The 21,398-nt window shown below is 70.7% G+C and carries 19 protein-coding genes; 8 read left to right on the top strand and 11 right to left on the bottom strand.

The genetic code is table 11. The features are described from left to right. Positions 1-5 precede the first annotated feature (5 nt). Positions 6-950: an SDR family oxidoreductase gene (locus OHA88_RS33110; RefSeq protein WP_328628196.1), complete on the bottom strand. Its 945-nt coding sequence runs from the start codon at positions 948-950 to the stop codon at positions 6-8. An 86-nt stretch (positions 951-1,036) separates the two neighbouring features. Here OHA88_RS33110 and OHA88_RS33105 point away from each other — a divergent pair, with 86 nt between their 5' ends. The 4 genes from OHA88_RS33105 to OHA88_RS33090 are packed head-to-tail and all read left to right on the top strand — an operon-like array spanning position 1,037 to position 4,504. Next, entirely contained in the window at positions 1,037-1,780 is a 744-nt protein-coding gene (locus OHA88_RS33105; RefSeq protein WP_328628195.1) for an enoyl-CoA hydratase family protein, read from the top strand. Between the two features lie 17 nt (positions 1,781-1,797). Then, on the top strand, positions 1,798-2,652 hold the full coding sequence (locus tag OHA88_RS33100; protein ID WP_443044387.1) for a CoA transferase subunit A: 855 nt from the start codon (positions 1,798-1,800) through the stop codon (positions 2,650-2,652). Then, positions 2,649-3,413: a CoA-transferase subunit beta gene (locus OHA88_RS33095; RefSeq protein WP_328628193.1), complete on the top strand. Its 765-nt coding sequence runs from the start codon at positions 2,649-2,651 to the stop codon at positions 3,411-3,413. The genes OHA88_RS33100 and OHA88_RS33095 overlap by 4 nt, the downstream gene beginning before the upstream one ends. A gap of 8 nt (positions 3,414-3,421) precedes the next feature. After that, a complete protein-coding gene (locus OHA88_RS33090; RefSeq protein WP_328628192.1) occupies positions 3,422-4,504 on the top strand; it encodes an NAD(P)H-dependent flavin oxidoreductase in 1,083 nt (360 codons plus the stop codon). Positions 4,505-4,574: 70 nt separating this feature from the next. On the opposite strand, the gene OHA88_RS33085 is transcribed toward OHA88_RS33090, so the two are convergent. From OHA88_RS33085 to OHA88_RS33065, 5 genes are all read right to left on the bottom strand, one after another. Next, positions 4,575-6,248, bottom strand: coding sequence for a DEAD/DEAH box helicase (locus OHA88_RS33085; RefSeq protein WP_328628191.1), 1,674 nt, complete (start codon positions 6,246-6,248; stop codon positions 4,575-4,577). Positions 6,249-6,385: 137 nt separating this feature from the next. Then, positions 6,386-6,589, bottom strand: a complete 204-nt coding sequence (locus tag OHA88_RS33080) for a cold-shock protein (RefSeq protein ID WP_003969786.1) — start codon at positions 6,587-6,589, stop codon at positions 6,386-6,388. A 248-nt stretch (positions 6,590-6,837) separates the two neighbouring features. Then, a complete protein-coding gene (locus OHA88_RS33075) occupies positions 6,838-7,995 on the bottom strand; it encodes an acetyl-CoA C-acetyltransferase (protein WP_328628190.1) in 1,158 nt (385 codons plus the stop codon). Positions 7,996-8,026: 31 nt separating this feature from the next. Continuing rightward, positions 8,027-8,638, bottom strand: coding sequence for a TetR/AcrR family transcriptional regulator (locus OHA88_RS33070; protein WP_328628189.1), 612 nt, complete (start codon positions 8,636-8,638; stop codon positions 8,027-8,029). Between the two features lie 55 nt (positions 8,639-8,693). Then, the gene (locus OHA88_RS33065) at positions 8,694-9,476 is read right to left on the bottom strand and encodes an SDR family oxidoreductase (RefSeq protein WP_326603118.1); all 783 of its coding nucleotides are present in this window, start codon (positions 9,474-9,476) and stop codon (positions 8,694-8,696) included. Positions 9,477-9,590: 114 nt separating this feature from the next. On the opposite strand from OHA88_RS33065, the gene OHA88_RS33060 reads away from it, so the two are divergent. Both OHA88_RS33060 and OHA88_RS33055 read left to right on the top strand, forming a co-directional pair. Further along, complete coding sequence (locus OHA88_RS33060; RefSeq protein WP_328628188.1) at positions 9,591-10,772, top strand: acyl-CoA dehydrogenase family protein; 1,182 nt, start codon at positions 9,591-9,593, stop codon at positions 10,770-10,772. Further along, positions 10,772-11,779, top strand: coding sequence for an acyl-CoA dehydrogenase (locus OHA88_RS33055; protein ID WP_328628187.1), 1,008 nt, complete (start codon positions 10,772-10,774; stop codon positions 11,777-11,779). Before OHA88_RS33060 ends, OHA88_RS33055 begins: the two co-directional genes overlap by 1 nt. A gap of 113 nt (positions 11,780-11,892) precedes the next feature. On the opposite strand, the gene OHA88_RS33050 is transcribed toward OHA88_RS33055, so the two are convergent. Beyond that, a complete protein-coding gene (locus OHA88_RS33050; protein WP_267005677.1) occupies positions 11,893-12,396 on the bottom strand; it encodes a pyridoxamine 5'-phosphate oxidase family protein in 504 nt (167 codons plus the stop codon). A 162-nt stretch (positions 12,397-12,558) separates the two neighbouring features. On the opposite strand from OHA88_RS33050, the gene OHA88_RS33045 reads away from it, so the two are divergent. Continuing rightward, positions 12,559-12,846: a hypothetical protein gene (locus OHA88_RS33045; protein WP_328628186.1), complete on the top strand. Its 288-nt coding sequence runs from the start codon at positions 12,559-12,561 to the stop codon at positions 12,844-12,846. A gap of 6 nt (positions 12,847-12,852) precedes the next feature. On the opposite strand, the gene OHA88_RS33040 is transcribed toward OHA88_RS33045, so the two are convergent. Together OHA88_RS33040 and OHA88_RS33035 are read right to left on the bottom strand one after the other, a co-directional pair. After that, positions 12,853-13,416, bottom strand: a complete 564-nt coding sequence (locus OHA88_RS33040) for a HutD/Ves family protein (RefSeq protein ID WP_328628185.1) — start codon at positions 13,414-13,416, stop codon at positions 12,853-12,855. Then, entirely contained in the window at positions 13,413-14,132 is a 720-nt protein-coding gene (locus tag OHA88_RS33035) for a VWA domain-containing protein (protein ID WP_328628184.1), read from the bottom strand. Before OHA88_RS33035 ends, OHA88_RS33040 begins: the two co-directional genes overlap by 4 nt. 159 nt (positions 14,133-14,291) lie before the next feature. Here OHA88_RS33035 and OHA88_RS33030 point away from each other — a divergent pair, with 159 nt between their 5' ends. Then, positions 14,292-15,227 carry a rhomboid family intramembrane serine protease gene (locus OHA88_RS33030; protein ID WP_328628183.1) on the top strand — a complete coding sequence of 312 codons (936 nt, stop codon included), beginning with the start codon at positions 14,292-14,294 and terminating at the stop codon, positions 15,225-15,227. 137 nt (positions 15,228-15,364) lie between these two features. Here the strand turns inward: OHA88_RS33030 and OHA88_RS33025 are convergent, their stop codons facing one another. Together OHA88_RS33025 and gltB are read right to left on the bottom strand one after the other, a co-directional pair. Then, on the bottom strand, positions 15,365-16,825 hold the full coding sequence (locus tag OHA88_RS33025; protein WP_267005673.1) for a glutamate synthase subunit beta: 1,461 nt from the start codon (positions 16,823-16,825) through the stop codon (positions 15,365-15,367). Continuing rightward, complete coding sequence (gene gltB / locus OHA88_RS33020; RefSeq protein ID WP_328628182.1) at positions 16,818-21,386, bottom strand: glutamate synthase large subunit; 4,569 nt, start codon at positions 21,384-21,386, stop codon at positions 16,818-16,820. The genes OHA88_RS33025 and gltB overlap by 8 nt, the downstream gene beginning before the upstream one ends. Positions 21,387-21,398: the final 12 nt, after the last annotated feature.

Below are 21,398 nucleotides of genomic sequence, written 5' to 3'. Positions count from 1 at the left end.
GCCCGTCACCGCACCCCGTACACCTGCCGCCCCACCCCCGCATCCGCCAGCAGTTTCCGTGTCGCCTCCCCCGCCTCCGCCGGCGCCCACCGCGCGCCCCGGTCCACGGAAGGGCCCGGGCGCCAGCCGTCCATCACCGTGATCCGGCCCGCCTCCGCTTCGAAGACCCGTCCGGTCACCCCGTCGCTCGCGGCCGAGCCCAGCCACACCACCAGCGGTGACACGTTCTCGGGCGCCATCGCGTCGAACGCCCCCGTCCCCTCCCCCGGCGCCGCCATCGTCTCCGCGAAGGTCCGCTCGGTCATCCGGGTGCGGGCCGCCGGAGCGATCGCGTTGACCTGGACCCCGTACCGGCCCATCTCCGCCGCGGCGACCAGTGTCAGGCCGACGATCCCGGCTTTCGCGGCGGAGTAGTTGCCCTGACCGACGCTGCCGAGCAGCCCCGCACCCGAACTGGTGTTGATCACCCGGGCGACGGGGGTGCGGCCCGCCCCGGTCTCGGCCCGCCAGTGCGCCGCCGCGTGTTTCAGCGTGAGGAAGTGACCCTTGAGGTGGACGCGCATCACGGCGTCCCAGTCGTCCTCGTCCAGGTTGACGAGCATCCGGTCGCGCAGGAAGCCCGCGTTGTTGACCAGGGTGTCCAGCCGCCCGTAGGTGTCCAGCGCGGCCCCGATCAGCGAGGCCGCGCCCGCCGCGGTCGCGATGTCACCGCCGTGGGCCACCGCCTCGCCGCCCGCCGCCTCGATTTCGTCGACCACCTGCCGGGCCGGTCCGGGGGACGACCCGCCGGCCCCGTCGAGTCCGACACCCAGGTCGTTGACCACGACCTTCGCGCCCTCGGCGGCGAACGCGAGGGCGTGGGCCCGGCCGAGCCCCCGCCCGGCCCCCGTCACAATCACCACACGGCCCGCGCAGAGCCCCGTGCCGTGTCCGTCGCTGCTTGCGGTCATCTCACATCTCCTTGTTGGCGATGCGGGGGCAGGCTGCTACCTTCCACACCTAACAAATGTTTGGTGGAAAGGTAGCTGATCCGCTCATGGGTGTCTCCACCGCAAGCCCCGTCAAGGGCGTATCCGTCGTCACCGTCGACCACCCACCCGTCAACGCCCTGCCCGTGCAGGGCTGGTACGACCTGGCGGACGCACTCCGCGCGGCGGGCCGCGACCCCGAGGTCCGCTGTGTCGTCCTGGCCGCCGCCGGGCGCGGGTTCAACGCGGGCGTCGACATCAAGGAGATGCAGCGCGACTCCGGGCACGACACCCTGATCGGCGCCAACCGGGGCTGCTTCGAGGCATTCGCCGCGGTGTACGAGTGCGAGGTACCGGTCGTCGCCGCAGTGCACGGCTTCTGCCTCGGCGGCGGCATCGGACTGGCCGGCAACGCCGACGTGATCGTGGCGAGCGACGACGCGACGTTCGGCCTGCCCGAGCTGGACCGGGGCGCACTCGGCGCCGCGACGCATCTCGCCCGGCTCGTCCCGCAGCATCTGATGCGCGCGCTGTACTACACCTCGCGCACCGTCACGGCCGCCGAGCTGCACGCCCACGGTTCGGTCTGGAGGGTCGTCCCGCGCGCCGAACTCCAGGAAGCGGCGCTGGAGCTGGCGGGCGAGATCGCCCGGAAGGACGGGTATCTGATCCGGCTCGCCAAGGCGGCCATCAACGGCATCGATCCGGTGGACGTCCACCGCAGCTACCGCTTCGAGCAGGGCTTCACCTTCGAGGCCAACCTCAGCGGAGCCGCCCGCCGCGTCCGTGACACCTTCGGCAAGGAGGCATGACGGTGACCGACAAGACCATGACGGTCGACGAGGTCGTCTCCCGGCTCAGCAGCGGCATGACGATCGGCATCGGCGGCTGGGGCTCACGCCGCAAGCCAATGGCGCTGGTGCGTGCGCTGCTCCGGTCCCGGATCACCGATCTCACCGTGGTCTCGTACGGCGGCCCCGACGTCGGCCTGCTCGCCGCCGCCGGCCGGATCCGCAAACTGGTCGCGGCCTTCGCCACTCTCGACTCGATCCCGCTCGAACCGCACTTCAGAGCGGCCCGCCAGCGCGGCGGCTTCGAACTGACGGAGGTCGACGAGGCGATGTTCATGTGGGGGCTGCACGCCGCCGCGAACCGGCTGCCGTTCCTGCCCGTCCGGGCCGGCATCGGATCGGACGTCATGCGGGTCAACCCCGGTCTGCGTACGGTGCGTTCGCCGTACGCGGACGGCGAGGAGTTCGTCGCGATGCCGGCCCTGCGGATGGACGCGGCGCTGGTCCACCTGAACCGCGCCGACCGGTCCGGCAACGGCCAGTACCTCGGGCCCGACCCGTACTTCGACGACCTGTTCTGCGAGGCCGCCGATACCGCGTACGTCTCCTGCGAACGGCTCGTCGAGACGGCCGAACTGACCGCGCGGGCCGCCCCGCAGACCCTGCTCGTCAAGCGGCACTCGGTCACCGGCGTCGTCGAGACCCCGAACGGCGCGCACTTCACCTCCTGCGCCCCCGACTACCCACGCGACGAGGCGTTCCAGAAGGCGTACGCCGCCGCGGCCGCCGACCCGGCCGCCTGGGCGGCGTTCACCGCCCGGTTCCTGCCCGTGGACGGCAACGAGAAGAGCTACCGGTCGGCCGTCCGGACCTGGCATGAGGAGCAGAAGTGACGACCCCTGAGACCACGGCCCCCGGCACCCGGACCGTCACCCGCGCCGAGTACTGCGTGATCGCCTGCGCCGACGCCTGGCGCGACGACGGCGAGGTGCTCGCCAGCCCGATGGGCCTGATCCCGTCCGTCGGTGCCCGCCTCGCCAAGCGCACCTTCTCGCCCGAACTGCTGCTGACCGACGGCGAGGCGATGATCGTCGGCCTCGACGGCACGCCCGAGGGCTGGCTGCCGTACCGCCTGCACCTCACCATGGTCACCGGCGGCAGGCGCCACGTGATGATGGGCGCCGGCCAGATCGACCGGTTCGGCAACCAGAACATCTCCTGCATCGGCGACTGGGAACAGCCCACCCGCCAGCTGCTCGGCGTACGCGGCGCCCCCGTCAACACCCTGAACAACCCTGTCAGTTACTGGATCCCCAAGCATTCCCGCCGGGTGTTCGTCGAGCGCGTCGACATGATCAGCGGGGTCGGTTACGACAGTGCGGCGGCCGCCGGCCCGTCGGCGACCCGCTACCACCGCATCCCGCGTGTCGTCACCGACCTCGGCGTCCTCGACTTCGCGACCGCGGACCGTTCGATGCGCCTCGCCTCGCTTCACCCGGGCGTCACCGCGGACCAGGTCCGCGAGGCCACCGGCTTCGCGCTGACGATCGCGGACGATGTCCCGTACACCCGCGAGCCGACCTCCGAGGAGCTCCGGCTGATCCGCGACGTCATCGATCCGGACGGCACCCGTGACCGCGAGGTCAGGACCTGATGGATCCGATGCGCACGCCCCTCACCGAGCTGGTCGGCGTCCGGTACCCGATCGTGCAGACCGGCATGGGCTGGGTCGCCGGGCCCCGGCTGGTCTCCGCCACCGCCGAGGCCGGTGCGCTGGGCATTCTTGCCTCCGCGACGATGACCGTGGAACAGCTGCGCGCGGCGGTACGGGAGGTCAAGTCCCGTACCCAGGCGCCGTTCGGGGTCAATCTGCGCGCCGACGCCGGTGATGCGCGCGAGCGCGTACGGATCGTCGTCGACGAGGGCGTGAAGGTCGCGTCGTTCGCGCTGGCCCCGTCGAAGGAACTGATCGCCGAGCTGAAGGACGCGGGGGTGGTCGTCGTTCCGTCGGTCGGCGCGCGGCGTCATGCCGAGAAGGTCGCGGCGTGGGGCGCGGACGCGGTGCTCGTGCAGGGCGGGGAGGGCGGCGGGCACACGGGCGAGGTGGCGACGTCGGTGCTGCTGCCGCAGGTGGTGGACGCGGTGGACATCCCGGTGATCGCGGCGGGCGGCTTCCACGACGGCCGCGGGCTGGTCGCAGCGCTGGCGTACGGGGCGGCGGGCATCGCGATGGGCACGCGGTTCCTGCTGACGTCGGACTCGACGGTCCCGGACGCGGTGAAGGCCCGCTATCTGGCGGCGGGGGTCAGGGACGTCACGGTCACCACGGCGGTGGACGGGCTGCCGCACCGGATGCTGCGTACGGAGATGGTCACCGCGCTGGAGCACGCGGGCCGCACCAGGGCTCTGGTCCAGGCGGTGCGCCGGGCTGCGGGTTTCAAGCGGATCTCGGGGCTCAGCTGGTCCCGGATGGTGCGCGACGGCCTCGCGATGAGGCACGGCAAGGATCTGTCCTGGAGCCAGGTGCTGCTGGCGGCCAACACCCCGATGCTGCTGAAGGCATCCATGGTCGACGGCCGGACGGATCTGGGGGTGATGGCGTCGGGCCAGGTGGCGGGCGTCATCGAGGACCTGCCGAGCTGTGAGGAGCTGGTGGGCCGGTTGATGAAGGAGGCACAGCGGACGTTGACGGCATTGGCCCCGCTCGCCGGACAGGTGGATACATCAGGCCTGTCCGGCGATTGAGACCGGCGTCCGGGGCAGCGCCCCGGTGCGGTGACCCGGTCGTCGACCTGTCACCGCACCGCGTACGCCGCTATGCCGCCCTGCGGCCTCGTGCGGCCGCACTGCCGTTGCTTCGCCCGGAGCCACCCGCACGCCCCGCGCCTGCGCCCGAACCGTTGCCACGCCCCGAGCCGCCGGCCCGAACCGCACCGCCGGACCGAGCCGCACCGCCCGAACGCATCTCGCCGCCGCCCTGAGCGGACCCGGAGCCGGCTCCGCCGCCGGCTCCGCCGCGACGGCCACGGCCCCGGCTGCCCGCGCGGAACGCACCGCCGGTACCGGCACCCGCACCGCCCGACCGCGTCCGCGGCTTCGGCTGCGTCGGCTGGGGGACCTCGACCACGATCGCGATGCCGGACGGCTCACGGGCCCCGGTGATCCGGGTGAGCTCCTCGTCGCTGGACTTGATCCGGGTGGTCCGCGGAGCGATGCCCGCGTCAGCCATCAGCCGGGTCATCTCCCGCTTCTCCTCCGGCAGCACCAGCGTGACGACGCTGCCGGACTCCCCGGCGCGCGCCGTGCGCCCACCGCGGTGGAGGTAGTCCTTGTGGTCCGTCGGCGGGTCCACGTTCACGACCAGGTCGAGGTCGTCGACGTGGATGCCACGGGCCGCGACGTTGGTCGCCACGAGCGCGGTGACCTGGCCGTTCTTGAACTGGTCGAGCGTCCGGTTGCGCTGCGGCTGAGACCGTCCGCCGTGCAGGGCGGCAGCCCGTACACCGCTGGCCAGCAGCCGCTTGGCGAAGCGGTCGGCAGCCCGCTTGGTGTCCACGAACATGATCACCCGGCCCTCGCGGGCGGCGATCCTGGTGGCGACAGCCTTCTTGTCGGTCTCGTCGGCCACATGCAGCACGTGGTGCTCCATGGTGGTGACGGCGCCCGCGGACGGGTCGACCGAGTGCACGACCGGGTCGGTCAGGAACATCTTGACCAGCCGGTCGATGTTCTTGTCCAGGGTCGCGGAGAACAGCATCCGCTGACCGTCCGGCTCGACCTGCTTGAGCAGCGCGACGACCTGCGGCATGAAGCCCATGTCGGCCATCTGGTCGGCCTCGTCGAGGACGGTGATGGAGACCTGGTCGAGCCGGCAGTCGCCGCGCTCGATGAGGTCCTTCAGCCGGCCGGGCGTGGCGACGAGCACCTCGGCGCCGCGTCGCAGCGTGCCGGACTGCTTGGTGATCGACATGCCGCCGACGACGGTGGCGAGGCGCAGGTTCACGGACGTCGCGTACGGCGTCAGCGCGTCGGTGACCTGCTGGGCGAGCTCGCGGGTCGGGACGAGGACGAGCGCCAGCGGGGCGCGCGGCTCGGAGCGCCGGCCGGCGGTGCGGGCGAGGAGCGCGAGACCGAAAGCCAGGGTCTTGCCGGAGCCGGTACGGCCGCGGCCGAGGATGTCCCGGCCGGCGAGCGAGTTCGGCAGGGTGGCGCCCTGGATCGGGAACGGGTCGGTGACGCCCTGCGCGGCAAGGGTCTTCAGCAGGGCGGCGGGCATGTCCAGCTCGGCGAACGCCTCGACGGCGGGCAGTGCGGGGGTCATGGATTCGGGCAGGGCGAATTCGCCCTGCGGCGGCGTGGCCCTGCGACGGGGCGACGCCTTGCCGGATCCCTTGCCGGAACCCTTGGCGGTTGCCTGTGCCGGGGCCGTGCCGCGCCCCCTCGACGGGCGAGTGCGGGCGGGTCGGTCCTGGCGTTCGGAGCGGGTCATACGGAATTGCCCTCCTGGGGATTCCTGGGAACTACTGGGGACTGTCCGGGACTTTCGGGCGCATCCCCGGGACAGCACAAGCCGGGACCCGCACCTTCACGGTGCGGGCCCCGGCTGCGAGGTGCGCGTCGCGGCAATTAGGCCGGGACGATGTTCTCCGCCTGCGGGCCCTTCTGGCCCTGCGTGACGTCGAAGGAGACCTTCTGGCCCTCCTGGAGCTCACGGAAGCCCGAGGTGGCGATGTTGGAGTAGTGGGCGAAGACGTCGGCGCCGCCGCCGTCCTGCTCGATGAAGCCGAAGCCCTTTTCCGAGTTGAACCACTTCACGGTTCCAGTAGCCATGTCATTCTCCTAAAGAGGTGCAGTGCCGGAAATCCGCACTTTACGAATTCCAAGTCGCCGCATTGAGCCCCATCCGGAGAAAGCCGGAAAACAATAATGCGCCTGAGGAAGCATTCCCGTCAGGCGCACATAAAGTTCATGGGTACCAAAACTGCAACTCGGCAACCGTAGCACGTTCTGCAGATCCGCGGTGTGATCCGCCCCACCGCCGCGCGTCGTGGTCGCCCGGGAGCCTTGGCGCGCCCGGCTCAGAGCCTTTCGATGATCGTCACGTTCGCCTGTCCGCCGCCCTCGCACATGGTCTGCAGGCCGTAGCGGCCGCCCGTGCGCTCCAGCTCGTGCAGCAGCGTCGTCATCAGTCGGGTGCCGGTGGCGCCGAGTGGGTGACCGAGCGCGATCGCCCCGCCGTTGACGTTGACCTTGTCCGGGTCGGCGCCGGTCTCCTTCAGCCAGGCCAGCACCACCGGTGCGAACGCCTCGTTGATCTCGACCAGGTCGATGTCGTCGATGGTCATGCCGGCCTTCTTCAGCGCGTACGCGGTGGCCGGGATGGGCGCCGACAGCATCCGGATGGGGTCCTCGCCGCGTACCGAGAGGTGGTGGATGCGGGCGCGCGGGGTGAGGCCGTGTTCGGCGACGGCGCGTTCGGAGGCGATGAGCATCGCTGCGGCCCCGTCGGAGACCTGGGAGGAGCAGGCGGCGGTGATCGTGCCGCCGTCCAGGACCGGCGGGAGTGCGGCCATCTTCTCCAGGGTGGTGTCGCGGCGCGGCCCCTCGTCGACGGTGACGTCCGCGTACGCGACGGTCTCGCGGGCGAAGCGGCCCTCGTCGACGGCGCGGATCGCCCGCCGGTGGGAGCGGAGCGCGAACTCCTCCATGTCGCGACGGCTGATGCCCCACTTCTCGGCGATCAGCTGGGCGCCGTGGAACTGGTTGACCGGCTGGTCCCCGTACCGGGCGCGCCAGCCCTCGCTGCCCGCGTACGGACCTTCGGTGAGGCCGAGGGGTTCGGCGGCCCGACGGGAGGCGAAGGCGATCGGGATCTGCGTCATGTTCTGGGTGCCGCCCGCGACGACCATGTCCTGGGTGCCGGAGAGGACGCCCTGGGCGGCGAAGTGGACGGCCTGCTGCGAGGAGCCGCACTGGCGGTCGATGGTGACGCCGGGGACCTCTTCGGGCAGTCCGGCGGCCAGCCAGCAGGTCCGGGCGATGTCACCGGCCTGCGGTCCGACGGTGTCGAGGCAGCCGAAGACGACGTCCTCGACGGCCGCCGGGTCGATGCCGGTGCGCTCGACGAGAGCCCGCAGGACATGGGCGCCGAGGTCGGCGGGGTGGACGGCACCGAGGCCACCCTTCCGGCGGCCGACGGGGGTGCGGACCGCTTCGACGATGTAGGCCTCGGCCATGGCTGCTGCTCCTCGGTGAGCTCGGGTGGGGTCAGGTGTCGAGGGCGATGCCGTCCAGGACCATCGAGAGGTACTGGCGGGCGATCTCCTCGGGACTGTGCTGTCCGCCCGGCCGGTACCAGGAGGCCGCGACCCAGACGGTGTCGCGGACGAACCGGTACGTGAGCCGGATGTCGAGGTCGGCGCGGAAGACCTCGGCGGCGACGCCGCGTTCCAGCGTGCCGAGCCAGGCCTTCTCGAACTTCTGCTGGGAGTCGACGAGATAGGCGAAGCGCGGCTGGGTGGCGAGGTGTCTGGACTCCTTCTGGTAGATGGCGACGGCTGCGCGGTGCCGGTCGATCTCCCGGAAGGACTCGGTGACGAGGGCCTCGATCGTCTCGCGGGGGCCGAGGCCGGCGGCGAGCACCGCGTCGTACCCCTCCCAGAGTTCGGTGAGGAAGGTCGAGAGGATCTCGTCGATCATCGATTCCTTGGAATCGAAGTGGTAGTAGAGGCTGCCCGCGAGCATGCCCGCCTCGTCCGCGATCCTGCGGACGGTGGTGGCGTTGTATCCCTGCGCGGCGAAGACCTCGGCGGCGGTGTCGAGCAGTTCCCGGCGCCGCTCGGGCGAAGGGATCACCTGGGGCTTCTTCTTGGTAGGCACCCGCCCATTCTCCGCCCGTGCGCTGCCCCCTGCGGACGCACCGGCGGGCGTCCGGTCAGGCACGTTGGCTGCTGACGGGGACCACTTCGCCCGTCATGTACGAGGAGTAGCCGCTGGCCAGGAAGACGATGACGTTGGCGATCTCCCACGGTTCGGCATACCGGCCGAAGGCCTCCTTGCCGGTCAGTTCGTCGAGGAGTTCGGCGGAGGTGACCTTCACCAGGTGCGGGTGCATGGCGAGGCTGGGGGCGACGGCGTTGACCCGTACGCCGTATGCGGCGGCCTCGACGGCGGCGCACCGGGTGAGTGCCATGACGCCCGCCTTCGCGGCCGCGTAGTGGGCCTGGCCGGTCTGGGCGCGCCAGCCGACGACCGAGGCGTTGTTGACGACGACACCGCCGCGGCCCGCGGACCTGAGGGAGCGCAGGGCGGCGCGGGTGCAGCGGAAGGTGCCGTTCAGGGTGACGTCGAGGACCTTGGACCACTGTGCGTCGGTCATCTCGGTGAGCTCGGCGGTACCGCCGAGTCCGGCGTTGTTGACGACGATGTCGAGGCTGCCGTGGGCCTGTTCGGCGTGTGCGAAGAGGGCCTGGACCTGGGTCTCGTCGGTGACGTCGCAGGGCAGTGAGGTGACGTTCGCGGCGCCGAACTCCTCGGCGAGCGCCTGCTCGGTCTCCTTGAGCCGGCGGGCGTGGGCGTCACCGATGACGATGCGGGCGCCTTCCTCCAGGAATTTGCGGGCGGTGGCGCCGCCGATCCCGGCGCCGGCCGCCGCAGTGATGACGGCGGTGCGGCCGGTCAGCAGCTGGTGTCCCGGTATGTACTGCGGTGCGCTCACGCCCCTGCCTCCTCGGGTTCCCGGCTCCTCGACGGCCTCGTGCCCGTACGTTAACCTACCAAACACTTGTTAGGGAAGAATGGGCCCGATGACGACAGAGAGGGCGGGCGTCCGATGGATCTGACCTTCACCCCCGATCAGGACGCGTTCCGGGCCGAGGCCCGGCAGTGGCTCCGGGCCCATGTGCCCGCCGAACCGCTGCCCTCCCTGGAGACCGCGGAGGGTTTCGCCGCGCACCGGGAGTGGGAGGCGCGGCTGTACGCGGACCGCTGGTCGGTCGTCTCCTGGCCGTCCGCCTACGGCGGCCGGGGCGCCGACATCTTCAAGTGGCTGATCTTCGAGGAGGAGTACTACGCGGCGGGCGGCCCCGGCCGGGTCTCGCAGAACGGCATCAACCTGCTCGCCCCGACTCTCTTCGACCACGCGACGGACGAGCAGCGGGCCCGGGTCCTGCCGCCGATGGCCAGTGGCGAGGTGATCTGGGCGCAGGCCTGGTCCGAGCCGGAGTCGGGCTCGGACCTGGCGTCGCTGCGGTCGCGCGCGGTGCGCACGGACGGCGGCTGGCTGCTGTCGGGGCAGAAGACCTGGTCGTCACGGGCCGCGTTCGCGGACCGGGCGTTCGGGATCTTCCGTACGGACCCCGAGGCCGCGAAGCCGCACCACGGGCTGACGTATCTGATGTTCGACCTGTCGGCTCCGGGGGTCTCGGTCCGGCCGATCGGACGGCTCGACGGCAAGCCGGCCTTCGCCGAACTCTTCCTGGACGAGGTGTTCGTACCGGACGAGGACATCATCGGCGAGCCGGGCCAGGGCTGGCGTATCGCCATGTCGGCCACGGGCGACGAGCGCGGGCTGACGCTGCGCTCCCCCGGGCGCTTCCTGGCCACCGCGGACCGGCTGGCCGAGCTGTGGCGTACCCACGGCGACCCGTCGGACACGGCGATGCGGGACCGGGTCGCGGACGCGGTGATCGGGGCGCGCGCGTACCAGCTGTTCACGTACGCCCATGCGTCGCGCTTCGCGGCGGGCGAAGGGGGTCCGCCCGCTCGAACGGCGCCGAAAGCGGGGGGCACCGGCGCCGAGTCGAGTCTGAACAAGGTGTTCTGGTCGGAGTACGACATCGCGCTGCACGAGACGGCACTCGATCTGCTCGGCCCGGACGGCGAACTCGCGGAGGGCGAGTGGGCGCAGGGATACGTCTTCTCCCTCGCGGGCCCGATCTACGCCGGCACGAACGAGATCCAGCGGGACATCATCGCCGAGCGGCTGCTCGGCCTGCCGAAGGGACGGCGCTGATGCGATTCCTCCTCGACGACGAGCAGCGGGATTTCGCCCGCTCGCTGGACGCGATGCTGTCGGCCGCGAAGACGCCGGCGGCCGTCCGGGCGTGGGGCGCCGGGGACCACCGACCGGGGCGGGCCCTGTGGGCGCGGCTCGCGGAGGCGGGGGTGTTCGCGCTCGCGATACCGGAGGCGTACGAGGGTGTCGGACCGCTTCCGGTGGAACTCGCGGTGGCCTTCCTGGAGCTGGGGCGGCACGCGGTGCCGGGGCCGGTGGTGGAGACGGTGGCGGCGGGGGTACTGCTGAGCGGGGTGGGCGGTCCGGTGGCGAAGGAGTGGCTGCCCCGGATGGCGTCGGGGGCGGTGTCGGCGACGCTCCTGCTCGACGACGGGGCGTTCGCGCTGGACGCGGACGCCGTGGACGCGGTCTTCGCGGTGTCCGGGGACGAGCTGCGGCTCGCGTCCGGACACGGCCCGCTCCGCGCTTCGTCCGATCCGGCGCGGCGGCTGTTCCGGGTCGAGCCCGGCGGGCAGGTGCTCGCCTCGGGACCGCGGGTGGTGGAGGCGGCCGGTGCGGCGGCGGACTGGGCGGCGTTCGCCACGGCGGCGCAGGCGCTCGGGACGGGCGAGGCGCTGTTGCGGGCCACGGTCGCGTACGTGAAGCAGCGCACCCAGTTCGGGGTGGCGGTCGGATCGTTCCAGGCGGTCAAGCATCGGCTGGCGGACACGCTGATCGGCCTGGAGTTCGCCCGCCCGCTGCTGTACGGGGCTGCGGCGGCGCTCGCCGAAGGGGCGCCGCGCGCGGGAGCCGATGTGGCGGCGGCGAAGGTCGTGGCGGGCGAAGCGGCGTACGCGGCGGCGCGGGCGGCGCTGCAGCTGCATGGGGCGGTGGGGTATACGGAGGAGCTGGATCTGTCGGTGTGGATACGGAAGGCGGGGCCGTTGCGGGATGCCTGGGGGGTGCGGGGGGATTGCCGGGGACGGCTGGTGACCGGGGGCGCCCGGTGGCCGCTCTGCCCTTGATGTCCCGCCATGGTCCGAAGTCCGAAGGCATGGGACCCTCTCGACGGCCTTGATTCTCCCGCCTGCCGGACTTGACGTGGCCCGGGCCGGCGGCCCGGCCCGGCCCGGTCGCCTCAGATTGCCTCGCGCGGGGTGCTGTCGTCATTTCCGCGGTGGAACGTGCGCAGCGGGGTGCCTGGGCGCCAGGTCTGGACGATCAGTTCCTCGCCCTTCAACCCCGTGCGGACCACCTCCGTCAGTTCCGTGCGGAACAGGTGGAACGGCTCCGGTGGCTTTGCCTCCTCGACGAAGCGGGCCAGGACGTCGGGGTCGGTCTCCTCCACCGCGCGGCCGGAGATCCGGACGTCGGCGTCGGCCATCGTGTCGTCCGGTCCCGGGTTGGCCTGCACCGCGAACCGGGGATCACGCCGCAGGTCCAGTGCCTTGCGCGAGTTCGGCATCATGCCGAGCCACAGCTCACCGAAGCGGAAGTCCACCTCCAGTCCGGTCACACGCGGCGAGCCGTCCTTGCGAAGGGTGGCCAGGACGTGGTGCTTGTACAGCCCGAAGCGGGCCTGAACGGTCTCGGCGAAGTCCGGCTCCGCCGACTGGAACGCTGCCCAGGAAGTCGATGTCATGACTCCATCGAACCCTTGAAACCCGACATCTTCTGTCCGGTTTTCCGGGCGGCCACCCGATCGGATGCCGTCCTGGGTCGATCGTGTTCTGCTGTACGAGGCACCTGGCCGTCAGCGTGGCGGCGGGGAGGGACTGATCCCGTGAACCCGAGGTGATTGACGATGGCGGTCTTGGTGCATGCCACTCTGTCGGGCGTCACGGCCGACCAGTACGACGCTCTCCAGAGGGAACTTCAGGCACTGCCCGGAGACCCCTTCGCCGGCTGCCTGTCGCAGGTCTGCACAGTGACCGATTCGGGCGTGGAGCTCTTCGACCTGTGGGAGTCCCCGGAGGCCGCGGAGAAGTTCGGCAGCGTGATGCTGCCGGTCGCCGAGAAGCTGGGCCTGCCCATGACGTCCGGACCGCCGAAGATGTCGAAGGCGCACCGCTACCGGGTTCCCGGCGCGTGACCGCAGCTACCTGACGGACAGCGTGACCAGGAGCGCCCAGCCCTGGGTCCGTAGCACTCCGGGCGACGCACTGTCGGCCACCACCGCGTCGTAGCAGTCGAGTTCGATGTCGTGGCCGTCGAGCACCGCACCGTCCTCCAGCGCGACGGCCAGGACCGTACCGCTCTGCGGCGCCAGCAGCCGGAGGGTGCCGCGTACGACCGCGACCTCCGCCGTCGTACGTTCCCTGCGGTACATCACATTGAGGTTCACGACCGGGCCGCCGAGCAGCCGGCCGTCCGTCTCCAGGTCTCCGGGGAAGTCGTGCGGCCAGTACTGCTCGTCGACGATGTGGTGTTCGCCGCCCACCATCAGATCCATCCCGGCGCCCTCGACCACGGTCAGCGTGCGGTCGACGCCCGGGAACGAGGAGAACGCCCCGTCCGCGGACACATCGGCGAGACTGACCCGCCAGTCGAAGTCGTCCAGCGGTGCGCCCTCGGGGGACGCGGCGATCTCCCGGGTGACTCCCCCGCCGTTCTTCCAGGGCACGGCCGTGCGGTCGGCCGCCCTCAGTACTCGTAGCGTCACTTGACGATCCTCTGTGCTCGGGCCGCGGCCAGCCAGTGCGGGAATTCGGCGACGAGCCGGTCGTACAGATCGGCGTCCGGGACCTGCCGCGGGTCGAGTCCGGCGTGGAAGAAGCCTGCGTTGTCGACGGGACGCTGTGCGGGAACGGCCAGTTCGTCGAGCTTGTGCAGGAAGTTGAACTGCGAACTGCGCTTGTTGCCGAAGCCGATGAACTGCCAGAACATCGGCAGCTTCGCCGCCTTGCAGAGATAGCGCTCGGCCGCCAACTTGTTGATCGGACCGCCGTCGGTCTGGAAGACGACGAGTGCGGGCGCGGTCGAGCCACTGTCGATGTAATGGTCGATGACCGCGTCCATGGCCAGGTGGTAGCTCGTCTTCCCCATGTGCCCGAGGCCCGCGACGATCTCGTCGACGCGCCCGCGGTGGTTGTCCAGGGCTATCTCGGTGACCGCGTCGATGTCCGTGGAGAAGAGGACGACGGGCACGCGGCCGTCGTCGTCGAAGTGGGCCGACAGACCGAGCACCCGGTCGGCGAGCGCCTGGACGCTGCCGTCCTTGTAGTACTCCTTCATGGAGCCGGAGTAGTCGAGGACGAGGTAGACCGCCGCACGCTCACCGCTCAGCCCGTGCCTCTGCAGCGAGACCCCCGCGCTCTTGTAGAGGCTGACCAGCGCGGGCGCCGTCTCCTCGACCTTGCGCAGGCTGATGGCTGCCATACGGGACTCCGTTCCTGGTACGGGAGTTACGAGGTTACGCCGTGACCGGCCTGCCCTGATCCGCTCGTACCCGGCTGCGGCGCCCTTCGCGGTGTTCGCTATCTTGATCGCCGCCGCCCCACCGGCCCTCGTGACCGCCCACCAGTGAAGGAGCCGGCCATGGAGGCCGCCGTCACCACGTGCTACCGCCATCCGTCGTACGAGACGTATGTGCGCTGTACCCGCTGCGACCGCTACATCTGCCCCGACTGCATGCGGGAAGCCGCTGTCGGCCACCACTGCGTGGAGTGTGTGAAGGAGGGACAGCGCTCGGTCCGGCAGGCGCGCACGGTCTTCGGCGGCGCGGTGTCGAGGACGGCGGTGCCCGTCGTGACGTACGTACTGATGGGCCTGAACATACTGGCGTATCTGGGCGAGCTGATCCGTCCGGACATCGTCGACCGGTTCGGGATGCTCGGCGCGGGTCTGAACGGTTCCGACGGCAGTCAGTACGTGTACGAGAGCGGCGACATCCCCGGGTTCGACGCGGTCGGTGTGGTGGACGGCGAGTGGTACCGGCTGCTGACCGGGGCCTTCCTGCATCTTCCGCCGGGCGAGTCGTCGTTCGGTTCCCTGCCCTTCGGGGTGCTGCACATCCTCTTCAACATGTACGGGCTGTGGAATCTGGGCCGGGTCGTCGAGGAGCAGCTCGGCCGGGGGCGCTTTCTCGCGCTGTATCTGCTGTCCGCGCTGGGCGGTTCGGTGCTGGTGTATCTGATCGCGCCGGGCGACACCGCGGTGGGCGCATCAGGGGCGATCTTCGGCCTCGCGGCGGCCTTCTACGTCATCAACCGGCGGCTCGGACGGGACATGCAGGCAGTCAACCGGTTCCTGGCCGGGTTCCTGATCTGGATGCTGATCTCCGCACGGTTCACCTCGTGGCAGGGGCATCTGGGCGGCCTTCTCACGGGCGGCATCGTCATGGCCGTGCTCGCCTACGCGCCGGCGAAGCGCCGTACCGCCGTGCAGATCGCCGGGTGCGCTGTGCTGTTCGTGCTGCTGGTCGCCCTGGTGGCGCTGAAGACATCACAGCTGACCGGTGGGGCAGTGGCCTGAGCCGTCCGGCCCGCCGGTACGGGGCGTCCCCGGACGCGCCACGGCGCCTGCCGAATCGTCCGGTCGGGGACGGGCAGGCGCCGCGTTCAGTTCCGTACGCCGTTGTACGGGACGTCTGTTGTTGGTACTGCTGGTGCTCAGACCGTCAGGGAACGGTCCGTCGGGCGGATCGGGGCCGGCAGTGCGCTGGCCCCGGTCAGGAAGCGGTCCACACCGCGCGCCGCGGAGCGGCCCTCGGCGATGGCCCACACGATGAGGGACTGGCCGCGGCCCGCGTCACCGGCGACGAAGACACCTTCGACGTTGGTGGCGTAGTCCGCGTCGCGCGCGACATTGCCGCGCTCGTCGAGCTCCACACCGAACTGCTGGACGAGGCCGTTGGACTGGTCGGTACCGGTGAAGCCCATGGCGAGCGTGACCAGCTGCGCCGGGATCCGCCGCTCGGTGCCGGGCTTCTGCTCCAGCTTGCCGTCCTTGAACTCCACCTCGACGAGGTGCAGCGCCTGGACGTTGCCGTCCTCGTCGCCCTCGAAGTGGGTGGTGGAGACGGAGTAGACCCGCTCGCCGCCCTCCTCGTGCGCCGAGGTGACCTTGTACAGCATCGGGAAGGTCGGCCAGGGCTGGTTGGTGTTCCGCTCCTCGCCCGGCTTCGGCATGATCTCCAGCTGGGTGACGGAGGCCGCGCCCTGCCGGTGGGCGGTACCGACGCAGTCGGCGCCGGTGTCGCCGCCGCCGATGACGACGACGTGCTTGCCCTCGGCGGAGATCGGGGAGACCGTCAGGTCGCCCTCCTGCACCTTGTTGGCGAGCGGCAGGTACTCCATCGCGAAGTGCACGCCGTTCAGCTCACGGCCCGGGACGGGCAGGTCGCGGGAGACGGTGGCACCGGCGGCGATGACGACCGCGTCGTACCGGCGACGGAGCTTGGCGGCATCGAGGTCCTTGCCGATCTCCACCTCCGTACGGAACTTGGTTCCTTCCGCGCGCATCTGCTCGATGCGGCGGTTGATGTGCGACTTCTCCATCTTGAACTCGGGGATGCCGTACCGGAGAAGGCCTCCGATGCGGTCCGCACGCTCATAGACGGCGACCGTGTGACCGGCCCGGGTCAGCTGCTGGGCGGCGGCGAGACCCGCCGGGCCCGAGCCGATGACCGCGACGGTCTTGCCGGACAGGCGCTCGGGCGGCTGCGGGGTGACGTCGCCGCTGTCCCACGCCTTGTCGATGATCGAGACTTCGACGTTCTTGATGGTGACGGCCGGCTGGTTGATGCCGAGGACACACGCCGACTCGCACGGAGCGGGGCACAGGCGGCCGGTGAACTCCGGGAAGTTGTTCGTCGCGTGCAGGCGCTCGGACGCGGCCGTCCAGTCCTCGCGGTAGGCGTAGTCGTTCCACTCGGGGATGAGGTTCCCCAGCGGACAGCCGTTGTGGCAGAACGGGATGCCGCAGTCCATGCAGCGGCCGGCCTGCTTGCTGATGATCGGGAGCAGCGAGCCCGGAACGTAGACCTCGTTCCAGTCCTTGACGCGCTCGCCCACGGGGCGGGTCTTGGCGGCCTCGCGCCCGGTGGTCAGGAAGCCCTTGGGGTCAGCCATTGGTCGCCGCCTCCATCATCTTCTCGGTGGTCTCCTGCTCGGAGAGACCGGCGAGCTCAGCGGCGTCCTTGGCGGCGAGCACTGCCTTGTAGGTGGACGGGATGATCTTGCTGAAGCGGGAGACACCGCCGTCGGCGCTGTCCCACTCGGCAAGCAGCTTCTCGGCGACGGTGGAGCCCGTCTCCTCCTGGTGGCGGCGCACGACGTCGTGCAGCCACTGCTTGTCGGTGTCGGAGAGTTCCTCGATCGCACCGAGGTTGCCGACGTTGACGTTGTCGCGGTCCAGGTCGACGACGTACGCGACACCGCCCGACATACCGGCGGCGAAGTTGCGTCCGGTCTCGCCGAGGACGACGGCGTGACCACCGGTCATGTACTCGCAGCCGTGGTCGCCCACGCCTTCCGAGACGACGGTCGCGCCGGAGTTGCGGACGCAGAACCGCTCACCGGTGCGGCCGCGCAGGAACAGCTCGCCGCCGGTCGCGCCGTAGGCGATGGTGTTGCCCGCGATGGTGGAGTACTCGGCGAGGTGGTCGGCGCCGCGGTCCGGGCGGACGATGACGCGACCGCCGGAGAGGCCCTTGCCGACGTAGTCGTTGGCGTCGCCCTCCAGGCGCAGCGTCACACCGCTCGGCACGAACGCGCCGAACGACTGGCCGGCGGAGCCGGTGAAGGTGATGTCGATGGTGTCCTGCGGCAGACCGGCACCGCCGAACTTCTTCGTCACCTCGTGGCCGAGCATGGTGCCGACGGTCCGGTTGATGTTCCGGATCGCGATCTGGGCCCGGACCGGCTGGGCGTCCTCGGCGCTGTCCGCGTTCAGGGCGTCGGCGGCGAGCTTGATCAGCTCGTTGTCGAGGGCCTTGGCGAGACCGTGGTCCTGCTCGATCTGCTGGTGGCGGACCGCACCCTCGGGCAGCTCCGGGACGTAGAACAGGGGCTCCAGGTCGAGGCCCTGCGCCTTCCAGTGCGTGACCGCACGGTCGGTGTCCAGCAGCTCGGCGTGGCCGACGGCCTCTTCGATCGTACGGAAGCCGAGCTCGGCGAGGATCTCGCGGACTTCCTGGGCGATGAACTCGAAGAAGTTGACGACGTACTCGGCCTTGCCGGAGAACCGGTCGCGTAGGACCGGGTTCTGGGTGGCGATGCCGACCGGGCAGGTGTCGAGGTGGCAGACGCGCATCATGACGCAGCCGGAGACGACGAGCGGCGCGGTCGCGAAACCGAACTCCTCGGCGCCCAGCAGCGCGGCGATGACGACGTCGCGGCCGGTCTTCAGCTGGCCGTCGGTCTGCACGACGATGCGGTCGCGCAGGCCGTTGAGCAGCAGGGTCTGCTGGGTCTCCGCGAGGCCGAGCTCCCAGGGGCCGCCCGCGTGCTTCAGCGAGGTGAGCGGCGAGGCGCCCGTTCCGCCGTCGTGGCCGGAGATCAGGACGACGTCCGCGTGCGCCTTGGAGACACCCGCGGCGACCGTGCCGACGCCGACCTCGGAGACCAGCTTCACGTGGATGCGGGCCGCGGGGTTGGCGTTCTTGAGGTCGTGGATCAGCTGAGCCAGGTCCTCGATGGAGTAGATGTCGTGGTGCGGCGGCGGGGAGATCAGACCGACACCCGGGGTGGAGTGCCGGGTCCTGGCGACCCACGGGTAGACCTTGTGGCCGGGCAGCTGGCCGCCCTCGCCGGGCTTGGCGCCCTGCGCCATCTTGATCTGGATGTCGTCCGCGTTGACCAGGTACTCGCTGGTCACACCGAAGCGGCCGGAGGCGACCTGCTTGATGGACGAGCGGCGCGCCGGGTCGTAGAGCCGGTCGGCGTCCTCGCCGCCCTCACCGGTGTTGGACTTGCCGCCCAGCTGGTTCATGGCGATGGCGAGGGTCTCGTGCGCCTCGCGGGAGATCGAGCCGTACGACATGGCGCCGGTGGAGAACCGCTTGACGATGTCGGAGACGGACTCGACCTCGTCGACCGGGATCGCCTCGCGGCCCGACTTGAAGCCGAACAGGCCGCGGAGCGTCATCAGGCGCTCGGACTGCTCGTTCACCCGGTCCGTGTACTTCTTGAAGATGTCGTACCGGCGGTTGCGGGTGGCGTGCTGGAGGCGGAAGACCGTCTCCGGGTCGAACAGGTGCGGCTCGCCCTCGCGGCGCCACTGGTACTCGCCACCGATCTCCAGCGCGCGGTGCGAGGCGGAGATGCCGGAGGCGGGGTAGCCCTTGGCGTGCCGGGCGGCGACCTCCTTGGCGACGACGTCGAGGCCGGCGCCGCCGATCTTGGTCGCGGTGCCGTTGAAGTACTTCGCGACGAAGGCCTCGTCCAGGCCGACGGCCTCGAAGACCTGGGCGCCGCGGTAGGAGGCGACGGTCGAGATGCCCATCTTGGACATGACCTTCAGGACGCCCTTGCCGAGCGCGTAGATCAGGTTCCGGATGGCCTGCTCGGGCTCGATGCCCTCGATGAACGTGCCGGCCCGGACCAGGTCCTCGACGGACTCCATCGCCAGGTAAGGGTTGACCGCGGCGGCGCCGTAACCGATCAGCAGCGCGACGTGGTGGACCTCGCGAACGTCCCCGGCCTCGACCAGCAGACCCACCTGGGTGCGCTGCTTGGTACGGATGAGGTGGTGGTGGACGGCCGAGGTGAGCAGCAGCGACGGGATCGGGGCGTGCTCGGCGTCGGAGTGCCGGTCGGACAGGACGATCAGGCGGGCACCGTCCTCTATGGCGGCGTCGACCTCGGTACAGATCTGCTCGATCCGGGCAGCCAGGGCCTCACCGCTGCCGCTGACCCGGTAGAGACCGGAGAGCGTGGCGGCCTTCATGCCCGGCATGTCGCCGTCGGCATTGATGTGTATCAGCTTGGCCAGCTCGTCGTTGTCGATCACCGGGAACGGCAGCGTCACGCTGCGGCACGACGCGGCGGTCGGCTCCAGCAGGTTGCCCGCGGGGCCGAGCGAGGAGCGCAGCGAGGTGACGAGCTCCTCGCGGATGGCGTCCAGCGGCGGGTTGGTGACCTGCGCGAACAGCTGGGTGAAGTAGTCGAAGAGCAGCCGGGGGCGCTCGGACAGGGCCGCGATCGGCGAGTCCGTGCCCATGGAGCCGAGCGGCTCGCCGGCGGTGCGCGCCATCGGCGCGAGGATGACGCGGAGCTCTTCCTCGGTGTAGCCGAAGGTCTGCTGGCGACGGGTGACGGAGGCGTGCGTGTGCACGATGTGCTCGCGCTCGGGGAGATCCTCCAGCTCGATCTCGCCGGTCTCCAGCCACTCCTGGTACGGCTGCTCGGCGGCGAGGCCCGCCTTGATCTCGTCGTCCTCGATGATGCGTCCCTCGGCGGTGTCGACGAGGAACATCTTGCCGGGCTGGAGGCGGCCCTTGCGGACGACCTTCGCGGGGGCGATGTCCAGGACACCGACCTCGGAGGAGAGGACGACGAGGCCGTCGTCGGTGACCCAGTAACGGCCGGGGCGCAGACCGTTGCGGTCGAGGACCGCGCCGACCTGGGTGCCGTCGGTGAAGGTGACGCAGGCCGGGCCGTCCCAGGGCTCCATCATCGTGGAGTGGTACTGGTAGAAGGCGCGCCGGGCCGGGTCCATCGAGTCGTGGTTCTCCCACGCCTCGGGAACCATCATCAGCACCGAGTGCGGCAGCGAGCGGCCGCCGAGGTGGAGCAGTTCCAGGACCTCGTCGAAGGAGGCGGAGTCGGAGGCGTCCGGGGTGCAGACGGGGAAGATCCGGTCCAGCTGCTCCGTACCGAAGAGGCTCGACGCGAGCTGGGACTCGCGGGCCTTCATCCAGTTGCGGTTGCCCTTGACCGTGTTGATCTCGCCGTTGTGCGCGACGAAGCGGTACGGGTGGGCGAGCGGCCAGCTCGGGAACGTGTTCGTGGAGAAGCGCGAGTGGACCAGCGCGACCGTGGTGGCGAGACGGCGGTCGGAGAGGTCCGGGAAGAACGGCTCCAGCTGCCCGGTGGTGAGCATGCCCTTGTAGACGATCGTGCGGGCGGAGAGCGAGGGGAAGTACACCCCGGCCTCACGCTCGGCGCGCTTGCGCAGCACGAAGGCCTTGCGGTCGAGCGCGATGCCGGCGTTCTCGCCGTCCGCGACGAAGAGCTGGCGGAACTCGGGCATGGTGGCGCGGGCGCCGCTGCCGAGGAGGTCGGGGCTGACCGGGACCTCGCGCCAGCCGAGGACCTTCAGGCCCTCCTCGGCGGCGATCTTCTCGAGCTTCTGGACGGCCTCGGTGGAGTCGTCCGCGGGCAGGAAGGCGATTCCGACGGCGTAGCCACCGGCCTCCGGGAGGTCGAAGGGGACCTCTGCGCGGAGGAAGGCGTCCGGTACCTGGAGCAGGATTCCGGCGCCGTCGCCCGAGTCGGGCTCGGATCCGGTGGCGCCGCGGTGCTCGAGGTTGCGCAGTACGGTCAGCGCCTGCTCGACCAGCTCATGGCTGGCCACACCGGTAAGAGTGGCCACGAACCCGACACCACAGGCGTCGTGCTCGTTACGGGGGTCGTACATCCCCTGCTGGGCGGGGCGACCGTCCATGGGCGACCAGGCGTCGGAACGCATTGGCTCTCCCGT

It is taken from the genome of Streptomyces sp. NBC_00353 (assembly GCF_036108815.1).
Classification (GTDB): Bacteria; Actinomycetota; Actinomycetes; order Streptomycetales; family Streptomycetaceae; genus Streptomyces.
The sequence above is the reverse complement of the archived record's forward strand: the minus strand, read 5'-3'. Positions and strand labels throughout refer to the sequence as shown.

What these genes read in the sequence shown, in the direction of transcription:
- OHA88_RS33110 (WP_328628196.1), bottom strand. Translation starts at nt 950, where the DNA reads ATGACCGCAAGCAGCGACGGACACGGCACGGGGCTCTGCGCGGGCCGT.
- OHA88_RS33105 (WP_328628195.1), top strand. Translation starts at nt 1,037, where the DNA reads ATGGGTGTCTCCACCGCAAGCCCCGTCAAGGGCGTATCCGTCGTCACC.
- OHA88_RS33100 (WP_443044387.1), top strand. Translation starts at nt 1,798, where the DNA reads ATGACGGTCGACGAGGTCGTCTCCCGGCTCAGCAGCGGCATGACGATC.
- OHA88_RS33090 (WP_328628192.1), top strand. Translation starts at nt 3,422, where the DNA reads ATGCGCACGCCCCTCACCGAGCTGGTCGGCGTCCGGTACCCGATCGTG.
- OHA88_RS33085 (WP_328628191.1), bottom strand. Translation starts at nt 6,248, where the DNA reads ATGACCCGCTCCGAACGCCAGGACCGACCCGCCCGCACTCGCCCGTCG.
- OHA88_RS33080 (WP_003969786.1), bottom strand. Translation starts at nt 6,589, where the DNA reads ATGGCTACTGGAACCGTGAAGTGGTTCAACTCGGAAAAGGGCTTCGGC.
- OHA88_RS33075 (WP_328628190.1), bottom strand. Translation starts at nt 7,995, where the DNA reads ATGGCCGAGGCCTACATCGTCGAAGCGGTCCGCACCCCCGTCGGCCGC.
- OHA88_RS33060 (WP_328628188.1), top strand. Translation starts at nt 9,591, where the DNA reads ATGGATCTGACCTTCACCCCCGATCAGGACGCGTTCCGGGCCGAGGCC.
- OHA88_RS33055 (WP_328628187.1), top strand. Translation starts at nt 10,772, where the DNA reads ATGCGATTCCTCCTCGACGACGAGCAGCGGGATTTCGCCCGCTCGCTG.
- OHA88_RS33050 (WP_267005677.1), bottom strand. Translation starts at nt 12,396, where the DNA reads ATGACATCGACTTCCTGGGCAGCGTTCCAGTCGGCGGAGCCGGACTTC.
- OHA88_RS33045 (WP_328628186.1), top strand. Translation starts at nt 12,559, where the DNA reads ATGGCGGTCTTGGTGCATGCCACTCTGTCGGGCGTCACGGCCGACCAG.
- OHA88_RS33035 (WP_328628184.1), bottom strand. Translation starts at nt 14,132, where the DNA reads ATGGCAGCCATCAGCCTGCGCAAGGTCGAGGAGACGGCGCCCGCGCTG.
- OHA88_RS33030 (WP_328628183.1), top strand. Translation starts at nt 14,292, where the DNA reads ATGGAGGCCGCCGTCACCACGTGCTACCGCCATCCGTCGTACGAGACG.
- OHA88_RS33025 (WP_267005673.1), bottom strand. Translation starts at nt 16,825, where the DNA reads ATGGCTGACCCCAAGGGCTTCCTGACCACCGGGCGCGAGGCCGCCAAG.
- gltB (WP_328628182.1), bottom strand. Translation starts at nt 21,386, where the DNA reads ATGCGTTCCGACGCCTGGTCGCCCATGGACGGTCGCCCCGCCCAGCAG.